This is a genomic window from Nostoc sp., assembly GCF_036916975.1.
Taxonomy (GTDB): Bacteria; Cyanobacteriota; Cyanobacteriia; order Cyanobacteriales; family Nostocaceae; genus Nostoc.
In genome coordinates this window covers 129,202-142,501 of the sequence record NZ_JBALFF010000069.1, presented here as the reverse complement: position 1 = coordinate 142,501, position 13,300 = coordinate 129,202, and the positions used below count along the sequence as shown (strand labels likewise).

Here is a 13,300-nt window from a genome sequence, read left to right as displayed (position 1 = left end):
GGGGGAATTCAAAACAAAAAATTCCCATAAGTGAATTTAAAGAGAAGTTTATTGTCAGACTTCTGACTATCAAAACTTTAGAGGATTGCAAACTTTTCTGTTTTTAGATTTTGCATAAGTTGAATTTTGAAGCAGAGCAAAAGCAACAGTCAAAGTCAATAGTCAAAATCAATATTGACTGTTGACTATTGATTTTTGAGAATGTAAAAGTTGTAAAATAACTTGCCAATATTTAGAGGCACAGTTGTGGGTGAAGCTAGTTTATAAAGGATAAATTGACCTATCAATCCCTACTATCCAGAATAGCGTAGGCGTAGACCATCGTAGACATCGCCATCTAGATATACTGCGTCTGATTCCACGCTATAGCGATAGTATTTATTGAATAATTAATTTAAGATTTATACAATGGCTTACCAAACATCCTCTTAAATGCTAATTTACGTATATACACTTAAGCAATTAAAAGTATATTACTAAATTTAACTTAATATATTTTTGTGGGTTTCCACGTACTTCCTTTATTCTGGGAAACCCGTTCACAGCAGGGCTGCCCCATAAGCGATGGACTGGGTTTGGAGAATCTTCTGGGGGGGGGCGAAATATCACCAACACCAAGCATATTGAGATTTAACTAAGTATTTTTCTACGTAAGGGCTTGTAGAGCCTTGAAATTTATACGGGTGAAATTCGCCTGACATTGAGTTAAATTAGATTCGTTCCTCGGCTCAGTTACAAAATGTTCAGATTTCCTCAACCCATCTCGTACAAAAGTTTATCCCTACCACTGTAGGCAGATTTCTATTCTCAGTTAGAAAACATAACTTTACAAAAAGGTTAAAATAAAAAATAGCCCCAAAAGCTTCATAGGTAACGGTTTGGGGTATTTTGGAGTTGTAAAGAAAACATCAATATAGAAATTTCTGCATAATTCTAGTGAATTAAGACGTAATAAAAGTGGAATCACTGAGCTATTTTCATGAGACTCATGAAATTCGGGCAGGTTGCCAATTAAACAATTAGGTGGGACGACTGGGGGTTGTGATGCAAACTTCAAAATTGAGTTTCGAGGAACGCAATCTCACTATGACAACAGATGTGGAACAACTAGCTCTAAATTGGGGAAAGCGCTTGGCTGCGGAATGTCCAGAGCAAAATGAAGCTGCTAGGGAAAGCATTATTCTCTGGCTGTTGGGATCTGACTCCAAACGGTTTGATCTGTTTAACCCTAAAGAACTCGATATCGCCAAGCAAGCGATGGAATATCGCTGGAGAATTTTATGTCAACGCTATTTGGGGCTAGGGCGAGAACGTGCTTATCGGAACTTGATAATGCGATTGGGGAGTTTAGTAACATTACGGAATAAAATTCAGACTTGGGTTGCTCTAAGCCGCGATCGCCAGCGTAGTGTGATGGATGTGTTACAAGAAGTACTCCAAGAATTACTGCAAAGTGACAGCCACATGCAACAGCAAATGGCTGATATTGCCAAATATACAACTGATAGACGATTGGGAGATGCTCTGCTATTTGCCAGTGTAGAAGAATATTGTCTGCGGCCAGTTCGCAATCAACCCCTATTAGCTTATCGGTTTGTAAATTACTTGCGTCGCACTCAGCGCGGTGGCTTAACCCAAGTGCCGGGTCGTGACTTGATTAGACTGGTGTCAGAAGAAGTTCTTACAGACGACAGTGACAATCGAGTTAACTTAGTCGATAGTCAGGCGATCGCAGAATATATTGAAGCACAACAACTAGAGGAACAACTTGGCCTGCGTCAGTCAGTACAAAAAGAATTTGAAAATTATTTACAAGAAAATCTAGGAACAGACGCAGTAGACTGGCTAAGACTATATTTACAAGGTAAATCCCAAGAAGAGATCGCCCACAAATTAAATAAGCAGACTAAAGAAGTATATCGTCTGCGAGAAAAAATTAGTTACCATGCTGTGCGTGTTTTTGCCCTCAAAGGTAAACCAGAGCTAGTAGAGAATTGGCTCTCAATTTCCTTGCAAGAACATAACTTGGGTTTAACCCAAAATCAATGGCAGCAACTTGATGAAAAATTGACTCCTCTAGAGCGGCAGATTCTAGATTTGCGGAAAGCAGGTAACTCAATAGAAGCAATAGCCCAACAGTTAAAACTCAAACCCCATCAAGTGCTAGGTGAATGGACAAAAATCTATCTTGTAGCCCAAGCTTTAAGAACCCAGGAGTAGCCTATGAGGTATTTAGTTGCTCAATTAACGTGGTGTCCCAAAGTAGGAGATGGTCATAGTAAGTTGATCCCCTGATGCCTCAGTTACTATAGAACTTCATAAGGCAGAAGCAGAAGGAACCACGCCTAAAAGCATGAGATTGATCTTGAACGCTTTGTGTCTCGTGGCACTTGATGATCCATATATTTTTTTATACTAATAAGCTTTATATCCACAACTAAAGTTTTGATTAATTGATAAAACTCAAATCATAGTTCTGTAAGTGAAATCGCTGATTACAATTTTATACATAATTGTTATGTTGTAATCTAACTCTAGACCGATTAACTTAGAGTTAAACTCAAATAGATAGAGATTTTGCTGCCGTATTCCAAGTAAGATTACGGATTAAACAAATTTATAGTGACAAATTTAGTTTCCTGCTCTTGAATCCATTTTTTATAAATATTTCATGCAGACTGAGGTTTTTAGTGAACTTTTCCCCTTAATGAGTACAGCCACCCCCCAGACTTTGGAATGGCTGCTCAACGTTGCAATTGAACATGAATACCCATCTGGGCGAGCCGTTGTCATGGAAGATGCCTGGGGTAACGCCGTTTACTTCCTTGTTTCAGGTTGGGTCAAAGTCCGGCGTACCGTCGGGGAAGATGCAGTAGCTCTAGCAATTTTTGGTAGGGGCGATTTTTTCGGAGAAATGGCAATTTTGGATGAATCTCCACGTTCAACCGATGTCATAGCTCTTTCGTCCGTGAATTTGCTGAGTGTATCCAGAGAGCGTTTTATTCAAATCTTGTTCAAAGACCCGCAGTTACATCACCGGATGTTACAACTTATGGTGCGGCGATTGCGGCAAATTAACTTGCGCTTACAAATGCGGTCTTCACCACCAGCAGTCAAACTCGCCTATACTCTAGCGACTTTAGGCGAAAACTATGGTCAAGAATCTAATTTTGGAAAGGAAATTTTTAACATTCCTTTCAAAGATTTAGCAGAGGTAACAGAAATTGGTGTTGAAGAAACCACCAAAATTATGGAAAAACTACATGAGAAAGGGTGGATCAAAATTGATAGCGCCAGCAATATCATTTATCTCGTAAATTTTAAACAGTTGATGAACTTGGCTGGCAAAGTGTAATTACTAAGGGTTCTTAGGGACTGAAAAATCCAAAAATATTCAATTATTTATTGTGGGGTGGACGACACGAACGCCATTGGCTATTTACCTGCTTGCGTACCTTTTTACGGCTAGTTTGTTTTACGTCACGCAAAGCCCGAGTCAGACTTGTAGCTAAGAATCCAAGGGAAGCGAAGGGTCGGTCTACATACTGGCCTTTTTGAGAATACCACTCTCGAACATCAGAATACAAAACTAGAGTTAAAGCATCGCGTTGGGCATTGTTGAGCTTCACAAAATCAACAGCCAAAAGCGTTTCTGTGTCATTAATCGGAGAAACTCGGACAATCTGGGCTGTTAAAGAGGCACTAGCAGTATAATCTCCCATCACCTCAACTTCCGCTTCATCCAGTAAATTAGGCCAAGTTTCCAAAGAAATTAATGCCCCAGTTTCTGAAATATTCACCGTTTTGCCCATGATTGTTTGACCCCTACTGGTAATTAAGATGGGGAGGCGACGCTGTAAACGGTGGGCAGTACGTATTTGTGGTTGTTCAAAGCCAACCAGCAAAGCAGCTGTCAGCAAAACCAGATTAAAAACAGACCACATGGTGTTGACTAAGACCGCTTGCCAATCTTCAGGATGTAGCAGCAGCCAATAGGGAACAGCTAGTAAGGAAGAGGCTACAAGTGCTGTCACCACCAAAAGACCACGCATCGATTCCCAATCAAAGGTGCGTTTGGTTATAGATGTTCCTTTATCGGTAACGTTAAATGAACCCAGCTTGGGATTAAACAGCGCTAACATCGTCACCCACCCAGCCTGGAAAGCCATCGCAAATTCAAAAATTTCATTCCAGAAGGAGAAACGGACGTTTTTGTAAATGATGTAGTTAGTAAAAAGGGAGAGGAGAATATGGGGTAGGGCGTAGGCTAGAGTTTCTAAACCCAAACCTTGGACAGAGTTAACACCAAATAATAAAAATAGTGTCGGAGCGATCGCATATATTAGTCGAGGATAGCCATACAAAAAGTGCGAAGTCGCGCTAAAGTAACAAATCCGTTGTGCAATTGTTAGATTCAGCTTCGGATTAAAAATGGGGTTTTCTAATCGCAGAATCTGCGCCATCCCCCTAGCCCAACGCACTTGTTGTCCCACGTAAGAAGAAAACGTTTCTGGCGCTAAACCAGCCACCATAATTTTGTCGTAGTAGACAGACTTGTAACCCAGCGAATGCAATCGCAAAGCAGTATGACAATCTTCCGTCACGGTTTCCACTGCAATTCCCCCAACTTCTAAAGCGTGGGATTTACGGATTAATGCTGCGGAACCGCAGAAAAAGGCAGCATTCCAAAAATCGTTACCTTTTTGCAGTACCTTGAAACTCAGCGTGTATTATCAGTTGACCGAGTAGCACAAGAAATACTGCTACCAATCCCTGCTGCCAAACTTCTATCGGGGTAATAATCAGTGGCACTGAGAGTACCAACAGCAGCAAGATAAACCACTTAAACTGTTTCACACCCACTTTTTGGAGAGTGCGGTCAAAAAATCGGGGGGTAATATCAATCAGCCAATTGCTCAATTTTAAGCGCTGGCGATCGCGTACAACTAAGTACCGTTGGCGCTACGCGCCAACGGCCTTGAACTTGTTGCCAGCATTACGCTACTTAGATGGTTTTAAGTCGTACAAATTACTTATTCAATAAAAGCTTGTTGAAGAGTAAAAGAAAAAATAAATGCTTGTAGCTTAAGTAAAAACCCTTCATAAGTGACTGCGTGTATTGATTTTGGGAAAACACAAGTAATGCTACTAAAAACGGTTTCTATGTAGTGTCTAGTACATTGTTTTATATATTGCTCCCATGGTGGTTCTTGGCGCTTAGAATTCCTTTTACGCATGACTCTCAGAGATATTTGACTCGAATCTTTTAAATCATCTTCTGCTGTATAGTCAGTATAAGCAGAATCACTATATACTTCACTTCCAGGGGGAAGATTCAGAGGTAGTGCATTCAAGGCACGCACATCATTTGCACAACAAGCGTAAAAACACGAACTCAACCGGAATACCACTTTTAGTAGGTAGTTAGTAGTTGCACTCGCACTCCATAGAAGTAGCGTTTTTTAGATGCAATGTAACCTCGATACTCTTCCGAGTCTATTAAGCAGTTCTTGAGCGATCGCTGGTTTCACTACTTGCATGGCGGCATACAACATAGCGTATTGGGATGTAGCTTCGTACTCCACTACTAGAATCAGGGCAGTAATTGCATCTATATCTCCATCGCTAGCAAAGTTGCTGTCGATGACACCCCAGTTACCATCTTCCTTTCGTCCCCACTTCCAAGCCCACAAACTATCTGTGCGTTTACCAGCAGCTTGGCCCTGGAGGTTATTTTCCGACCAGTTTAAAGTCAGAGCAAAAGTTGCCGGATCATTAATCAGTACTGCTCTTAGCAAAGCATAAGCTTGACCTTCACTAGTTGAGCGATCGCTTGCTTCGTAATCAATCACCCGCCCATCTGACTGAATAAATCTTTAGCACCTGCTTTAGTAGCCGTGTAAGCTGCCAAAGCTTGCCTTGCCCCATTCAAATCTTGTTGCTGCACATACATTTGCGCTACCCGGAAATTCAAAAATGGTACGTTAACCCCCATTTGTAAAAGATTTTGGTACACATGTAAAAATTCTGGGTCGGGAACATCAATGTTCACTAAAGCATTAGCTAGCTGTTGCAACTGGACGCGATCGCTCGGCGCTGATTGGATTGCAGTAGTCAAACGCTGTTTCAAGTCATTTTTACCGAGTAAACCTAGCTGATTTTCCAAAGCTAATTGCTGCACCACTAGACTTTGATCGTTGGGAAATTCTAACGCCACCCGTCGATATAGTTGCAGGGCTGTTTGTCGTCCTTCGGGGAACCCAGTAAAGACATCAGCGACTTCGCGCAGTAGTTTGGGGTCAGGGTTGGGATCGGTTTGGAGTGCTTGACGGTAGAGATTAAAAACTTGCTGGGTGAGGGTGGGGTTATTGGTGTACTTGCGAATTTCATTGAGCGATCGCGCTAAGGGCAAAATCGCATCTGGTCTTCCCTGTAATGGATCTAAAACCGCCAAAGCTTGAGCTTGTTGTTGATTGACAAGGTATGCTAAAGCTAGTTCTTTACGGGTTTCAAACCCTATCGGGTCAAGTTTATTGGAGCGCTGCAACTGTGCTTCTAACACCTGTACTGCCCCTCCAGGATTGCCTGTTTCTCGTAAGCTGCGACCGTAGGCTACTGCTGCATACCCTGTAATGCTTTTACCGTTGGAGCGATAGCGGTTAAATAACTCCAGTGCTTTCGGAAAATCCCCACTGTAACTATAAGTTTGAGCCGCACCAACAACTGCTTCTGGTGTGGGGTTGTTGTTCAGCACCATTTGGTAGTCTGCCAGAGACTGGGTTAATTGTCCTTGATAAGAGTAGAGTAAAGCGCGGGAAGCACGACCTTCTGAGTCGTTAGGATTCAACTCTAATAAAGTTGTTAGAGCTTCAATTCCTTTTAAGTTCCACTCAGGACGATAAGTAGCCAATAGACCAACCGTTTTTAAAGCTAGTACTTGGACAACGTTAGCAATCCGATACAAGAATCAAACTAACGTTATTGGCGCAGACTTAAAAAATGAACCCCACGGGAAAGCTAGCTGGGGTGATAACAATATAAGTACAGATTGGCGATTAGCAGCAGAACGTGCAGGAAATGCGATTCTGGGCGTTAATCCTAATTGGCTAATTGTTGTTGAAGGAGTAGAAAAGAATGTCCCCGGTCAAAAACTGCCACAGCATTGGCATGGTGGAAATTTAGAAGGTATCAAACGCTACCCAGTCCGTTTATCTCGTTCTCATAAGCTAGTCTATTCTCCTCATGAGTACGGCGCTGGGGTGTATAATCAGCCATACTTTTCTGCCTCTAACTTTCCGAAGAATCTGATTTCTCGCTGGCAAATAGGATTTAACTATATCGCTAGTCAGAATATTGCTCCCATCTTGATTGGGGAGTTTGGGGGACGACAAATAGACTTAAATTCCAAAGAAGGAATTTGGCAAAATGAGTTGGTGAAATACATTCAAAAAAATAACTTGAGCTTTACTTACTGGAGTTGGAATCCTGATAGTATTGATACAGGCGGACTTTTACTAGATGATTGGCAAAGTGTTGATCTACCCAAACAGCAATTACTGTCCCAACTGCTCCCACCTGTACAAGTTCAACCGCCAAATCAACCGAGTAATCCTCATGTCTCCCCAACTCCTACTAGTACTGCTCAACTGAAAGTCACTACTGACATCAATTCCAACTGGGAAACTGGATTTTGTGTCAGCTTCAAAATTACAAATCAGGGTAATACCAAGGTTAATAACTGGCAACTGGCATTTAAAATGAATCAAGCTAAGATTAATAACTTTTGGAACGCAGATTTTAAGCAGCAAGGAGCAATACAGTATGTAGTGGCTCCTTTGGACTGGGGAAAAACAATTGAACCAAATCAAGTACGGGATACTGGGTTTTGTGCCAAGAAACTTGGTTCTGACTACCAACCGCAGCAAGTAGCCGCCGTTTCGATTTGAAGTTAAAAGTTAAAAGGCGAATTTGTCATGATAAGAGAAATCACTAATCCCATTAACCATTGAGTATTAACTCAGCACACAAGATGACTGAAGCAATAGCAACACGTCCCAATATCTATGTTCAGGAAACCGAGCCAACGATTCATTACCTGGTGGGAATGTCTCAACCAGAAACCCATCTGTTTGAGGTGACTTTACACCTTGTCGATTATTCCTCGCCGATTCTGGATTTAAAACTACCGGTGTGGACACCTGGTTCCTACTTAGTCCGCGAATACGCCAAGAATTTACAGGATTTTGGGGCTTTTGCGGAGGGTAAGCCTTTAGCTTGGCAGAAAATCAGTAAAAATCACTGGCAGGTAGACAAAAAGGGTGTTTCAGAATTAACTATACGTTACCGGATTTTTGCGAATGAGCTATCGGTACGGACAAATCACTTAGATACTACCCACGGTTATTTTAACGGTGCGGCACTATTTTTTAGAATAACGGGCTGGGAGAACCAACCCATTCGCGTCACGATTGTACCAGCACACCCGGAATGGCAGATAACTACTGCCTTACCACCGATTGCTGAGGAAAAAAATACTTTTTTGGCTGGCGATTTTGATACTCTTGTTGATACTCCGTTTGAGATTGGTCGCCACCAATTGTATAATTTTGAGGTTTTGGGAAAACCCCATGAACTGGCAATCTGGGGGCAAGGAAATCTCCAAGCCCAGCAGATGATTGCTGATATTCAAAAAATTATTCAGGTAGAAGCACAGATGTTCGGCGGTTTGCCATATCAACGATACGTGTTTCTAGTACATTTATTTAGCCAAGCTTTTGGCGGTTTGGAGCATAAAGACTCTTGCTCCTTAATTTACCAGCGTTTTGGATTTCGCGCTCAGGATAAGTACAATCGCTTTATCCAATTGGTAGCACACGAGTTCTTTCACTTGTGGAATGTCAAGCGAATTCGCCCAAAAGCATTAGAGGTTTTTGATTACGACCAAGAAAATTACACACCATCATTATGGTTTTGTGAGGGTACTACTAGTTACTATGACTTGTTAATTCCTTTGCGGGCGGGAATTTATGATGTTCAATCGTATTTGAATAATTTGGGCAAAGAAATTACCAGATATGAAATGACCCCAGGGCGCAAGGTACAACCCGTTTCTGAGTCGAGTTTTGATGCCTGGATAAAACTCTATCGCCCGGATGCCAATAGCGGGAATTCTCAAATCTCCTACTATTTAAAGGGAGAAATGGTATCGTTGTTGCTGGATTTACTGATTCGCTCTACTCACGACAATCAGCGCTCCCTTGATGATGTGATGCTGAAAATGTGGCAGCAATTTGGGAAAGATGAAATTGGTTATACCCCAGAAGAGTTGCAGGAAGTTATAGAATCTGTAGCAGGAATCGATTTGACTGATTTCTTTAAAGGCTACATTGATGGCACTGACGATTTGCCTTTTAATCAGTATTTAGAACCCTTTGGCTTGCAGTTGGTAGCCGATCAGCAGGAAGAACCTTACTTGGGTGTGAGAATAAATACAGAGAATGGGCGGGAGATGATTAAGTTTGTGGAAACTGGTTCACCTGCACAAATAGGGGGAATTGATGCAGGTGAGGAATTACTAGCAATTGATGGGATTAAGCTAATGGCGGGTGGCTTAAGCGATCGCCTGAAAGATTACCAACCAAACGATAAAATTGAAGTCGCAGTTTTCCACCAAGACGAACTGCGTACCTATTCCATCATCCTCACCTCACCACATCCGACTCGGTATCAGGTAAAGCCTGTTGAGCATCCTAACTCCACACAACAGCAGAACTTTGCTGGATGGCTTGGAGTAGCGATCGCAACTGTTTAAGTAGGTAGGCAACACAAAACCAAACCATGTAACGAAAAGTAAAATCTCTGTATTTGGCTCGTAGTTGCGCTTTAGCGCTAAAGCGCAACTACGAGCCAGTGATGATTATTTGCGCCCACTTACTTAATAAAGGGATTGGGCATGAGGCATGAGACAAAACACTTTCGAGTTCCGAGTTCCGAGTTTTGAATAAAGAAGTGAGATTCCCCACTCCAAACTCCAAACTCCAAACTCCAAACTCCAAACTCCAAACTCCAAACTCCAAACTCCAAACTCCTAACTCCTAACTCCTAACTCCAAACTCCTAACTCCTAACTCCAAACTCCAAACTCCTAACTCCTAACTCCTAACTCCTAACTCCTAACTCCTAAGCCGTTCTCACCGCCCCAGAGTAAATCAAACCCCGTTGCAGATCCAGCGTTATAATCGCTCCATCCCGAATCGCCTGGGTTGCCTGCTTCACGCCGACAATCACTGGTACACCGAGACGCAAGCCAATGATTGCTGCGTGACTTGTAAGACTTTCCTCTTCAGTAATAATCCCGGCAGCTTTCCGAATTGCCTCAACGAAATCGGCACTAGTGCGGGGTGCAACCAATATGTCTCCAGGATTAAAGTTACTAACATCCATACCAGTATTAGCGACGCGGGCGCGACCACTTACTGAACCTTGTCCCAGTCCAATTCCGTGACCTAATATTGCCGTTACCACCTCTACCTTAATTAAATCTGTGGAGCCGGAAATTCCCTGGAGTGTGCCAGCAGTCATTACTACTAAATCTCCCTCAGATAGTAACTTCAGTTCCTGAGCCACGTTGATCGCAGCTTGAAATGTTTGACCAGTGGAAGGTAATCCTAGCACCAACAGGGGTTTTACTCCCCACACCATTTGTAGCTGTCGCGCCACATTCACATGGGGTGTGACTGCCAAAATCGGTGTATGGGGACGGAATTTAGAGACATTGCGAGCTGTTGCTCCGGTTTGTGTTAGGGTCATGATTGCCGCTGCGCCTAGTTGTTCGGCAATTTGACCCACAGCTTGACTAATAGCATTAGGAATGGAGCGGCGGGCATCTCTGGAAGAACGTAAGTTTAAGTGTTGGGCTTCTTCTTGCTCCATCCGCTCGGCAATTCGTGCCATCGTCGCCACTGCTTCTACAGGGAAGCTACCCACAGCAGTTTCATTGGAGAGCATTACCGCGTCCGTACCGTCTAAAATCGCATTTGCCACATCCGATACTTCAGCGCGAGTCGGACGGGGATTGCTCACCATGCTGTCTAACATCTGGGTGGCGGTGATGATGGGAATCCCCAAGCGATTTGCTGTAGCAATTAGCCGCTTTTGCAGTACCGGAACATCTTCTGCTGGCAATTCTACCCCTAAGTCACCTCTGGCAACCATCACGCCATCACACAAAGCCAGAACCGCCTCCATTTGCTCGATGGCCTCGTGCTTTTCAATTTTGGCAATCACTGGTACTTGCTTGCCTGTACTGGAAATTAGTTCTTTAATTTCGATCATGTCCTGGGGATTGCGGACAAAGGAAAGTGCCACCCAATCTACACCTTGATCTAGACCAAACATCAGATCCTCTCGGTCTTTGTCGGTCATTGCCTTAATTGACAGGTAAACGCCAGGAAAGTTTACGCCTTTGTTGTTAGAAAGTTTACCAGGCACAGTGATCCGACAATGCAAATCACCTTTGTCTCGGTTAATCTCCTCCACAACCATTTCTACTCGTCCATCATCGAGGAGGATTTTTGCGCCAACTGGGACTTCTTCGGCTAAATAATCGTAGGTAACACAGCTAATTTCTTGCATACCTACAACTGGACGATTTGTCAAGGTGAAGCGATCGCCTTTTGCCAAAACTATAGATCCATTGTCAAATTTCCCCAAGCGAATTTTTGGGCCTTGCAAGTCTTGCAGTATAGCCACTGGCTGATTTAGTTCAAAGGCGGTTTGCCGAATTAACCGAATACTACGCTGATGATCGGCATGAGTTCCGTGGGAGAAGTTTAGCCGCAGGGTCGTGGCTCCCGCTTCAATAATCGCCTTGAGCATTTCAGGACTGCTAGTGGCGGGGCCAATAGTAGCAACAATTTTTGTCCGGCGTAGAGAATCTCTTAATTGCATAGGGGCTGAAGTTAGGGAGCTATCTGGGAAGTCATCGTAACTTAAGTCGCATCTCCTTTTCAGTCACTGCTATATCAATAGATGTAAGCAGTTAGAGAGGGTTTATGGGAGAGTGGAGGCTGTGGGATAGACTAGATATAGTACATCAATCTTGTATCCATCCTCCCAACGAAGGTGTTTATCCCATCAACTTCTTGCCAATTGTCATACCCCACCGATCGGGAAAGATTAGTTCAAGTCTTGAATCATAGCGTTATTCATCTACTGATATGCAAAGCTGTGGATAAAAATTGCTATACAAAACTTTACAAAATTTTATTCTTTCCTAATCTTTATCGTATATTTGTAATGTTTGATTAAGAAGGAGTCAATGTTAGAGATGATCGCATCGGAGGCACAAAAGCCACTGACAATCCCGCCGAAGGAATTTTTAGCGCCTCCTGGTGATTTTAATCCTACGCTACTGCTGTTTTTGGTAGCTGTAGCAACGCTGGTGTTATCTAACTTTGGTTACTGGGAATGGGAATGGCCGCACTGGCTGTGTTTTAGCGTTAACACTATTGCCTTGCATTGTGCTGGGACAGTAATTCATGATGCTTGTCACCAATCTGCCCATCGTAACCGGGTAATGAATGCGATGTTAGGGCATGGCAGTGCATTGATGCTAGCTTTTGCTTTTCCAGTGTTTACGCGGGTGCATTTACAGCATCATGGACATGTCAATCATCCCGAAGACGACCCCGATCATTATGTCTCTACGGGTGGGCCGCTATGGCTGATTGCGGTGCGGTTTTTGTACCATGAGGTATTTTTCTTTCAACGGCGACTCTGGCGGAAATATGAGCTATTGGAATGGTTCATCAGCCGCTTAATTGTCGGTGTAATTGTTTATATATCAGTGCAATACCACTTTTTGGGTTACATTCTGAATTTTTGGTTTATACCCGCTTTTGTGGTAGGGATAGCACTGGGATTATTTTTTGACTATTTGCCCCATCGTCCTTTTGCGGAACGCGATCGCTGGAAAAATGCTCGCGTCTACCCGAACCAAGTTCTCAATATTCTCATTATGGGACAGAATTACCACTTAATTCATCATTTGTGGCCTTCTATTCCTTGGTATAATTACCAACCTGCTTACTATGTGATGAAGCCCTTATTAGATGAAAAAGGATGTTATCAAACTTCAGGATTGTTGCAGAAAAAGGACTTTTTTGAGTTTGTTTATGACATCTTTCTAGGAATTCGGTTTCATCATCAAAAAGAATAGAGTTGTTGGAGGAAGCGATCGCCTACGGCGGGCTACACCTACGCGCACTAATGGCTAGCACTGGTAAATTGATAAAATTATA

At 42.8% G+C, this 13,300-nt stretch carries 7 protein-coding genes and 4 pseudogenes; 5 read left to right on the top strand and 6 right to left on the bottom strand.

What is annotated here, in order from left to right:
- Nucleotides 1-1,032 precede the first annotated feature (1,032 nt).
- The gene (locus V7K73_RS17535; protein WP_334881912.1) at nucleotides 1,033-2,220 is read left to right on the top strand and encodes a HetZ-related protein 2; all 1,188 of its coding nucleotides are present in this window, start codon (nucleotides 1,033-1,035) and stop codon (nucleotides 2,218-2,220) included.
- Between the two features lie 451 nt (nucleotides 2,221-2,671).
- Nucleotides 2,672-3,355, top strand: coding sequence for a Crp/Fnr family transcriptional regulator (locus V7K73_RS17530; RefSeq protein ID WP_334881864.1), 684 nt, complete (start codon nucleotides 2,672-2,674; stop codon nucleotides 3,353-3,355).
- A 79-nt stretch (nucleotides 3,356-3,434) separates the two neighbouring features.
- On the opposite strand, the pseudogene V7K73_RS17525 reads toward V7K73_RS17530, so the two are convergent.
- From V7K73_RS17525 to V7K73_RS17510, 5 genes and pseudogenes are all read right to left on the bottom strand, one after another.
- Nucleotides 3,435-4,724 (bottom strand): annotated as a pseudogene (locus tag V7K73_RS17525) (glycosyltransferase family 2 protein); the annotation flags it as partial.
- Nucleotides 4,696-4,920 carry a hypothetical protein gene (locus tag V7K73_RS29900; RefSeq protein ID WP_442936774.1) on the bottom strand — a complete coding sequence of 75 codons (225 nt, stop codon included), beginning with the start codon at nucleotides 4,918-4,920 and terminating at the stop codon, nucleotides 4,696-4,698. The gene V7K73_RS29900 and the pseudogene V7K73_RS17525, both read right to left, overlap by 29 nt.
- Nucleotides 4,921-5,033: 113 nt before the next feature.
- Nucleotides 5,034-5,503: pseudogene (locus V7K73_RS17520) on the bottom strand (transposase); the annotation flags it as partial.
- Between the two features lie 85 nt (nucleotides 5,504-5,588).
- Nucleotides 5,589-5,876, bottom strand: a pseudogene (locus tag V7K73_RS17515) (glycosyl hydrolase family 8); the annotation flags it as partial.
- Nucleotides 5,849-6,964 carry a tetratricopeptide repeat protein gene (locus V7K73_RS17510; protein ID WP_442936773.1) on the bottom strand — a complete coding sequence of 372 codons (1,116 nt, stop codon included), beginning with the start codon at nucleotides 6,962-6,964 and terminating at the stop codon, nucleotides 5,849-5,851. The gene V7K73_RS17510 and the pseudogene V7K73_RS17515, both read right to left, overlap by 28 nt.
- On the opposite strand from V7K73_RS17510, the pseudogene V7K73_RS17505 reads away from it, so the two are divergent.
- Nucleotides 6,936-7,946: pseudogene (locus V7K73_RS17505) on the top strand (cellulase family glycosylhydrolase); the annotation flags it as partial. The gene V7K73_RS17510 and the pseudogene V7K73_RS17505 sit on opposite strands and share 29 nt — an antisense overlap.
- Nucleotides 7,947-8,029: 83 nt before the next feature.
- Nucleotides 8,030-9,811, top strand: a complete 1,782-nt coding sequence (locus V7K73_RS17500) for a M61 family metallopeptidase (protein ID WP_334881862.1) — start codon at nucleotides 8,030-8,032, stop codon at nucleotides 9,809-9,811.
- A 367-nt stretch (nucleotides 9,812-10,178) separates the two neighbouring features.
- Here V7K73_RS17500 and pyk read toward each other — a convergent pair whose 3' ends face one another.
- Complete coding sequence (pyk, locus tag V7K73_RS17495; protein ID WP_334881861.1) at nucleotides 10,179-11,948, bottom strand: pyruvate kinase; 1,770 nt, start codon at nucleotides 11,946-11,948, stop codon at nucleotides 10,179-10,181.
- A gap of 379 nt (nucleotides 11,949-12,327) precedes the next feature.
- On the opposite strand from pyk, the gene crtR reads away from it, so the two are divergent.
- Nucleotides 12,328-13,218, top strand: coding sequence for a beta-carotene hydroxylase (gene crtR, locus V7K73_RS17490; protein WP_334881909.1), 891 nt, complete (start codon nucleotides 12,328-12,330; stop codon nucleotides 13,216-13,218).
- The last annotated feature ends 82 nt before the right edge of the window (nucleotides 13,219-13,300 follow it).

What these genes read in the sequence shown, in the direction of transcription:
- V7K73_RS17530 (WP_334881864.1), top strand. Translation starts at nt 2,672, where the DNA reads ATGCAGACTGAGGTTTTTAGTGAACTTTTCCCCTTAATGAGTACAGCC.
- V7K73_RS17500 (WP_334881862.1), top strand. Translation starts at nt 8,030, where the DNA reads ATGACTGAAGCAATAGCAACACGTCCCAATATCTATGTTCAGGAAACC.
- pyk (WP_334881861.1), bottom strand. Translation starts at nt 11,948, where the DNA reads ATGCAATTAAGAGATTCTCTACGCCGGACAAAAATTGTTGCTACTATT.
- crtR (WP_334881909.1), top strand. Translation starts at nt 12,328, where the DNA reads ATGATCGCATCGGAGGCACAAAAGCCACTGACAATCCCGCCGAAGGAA.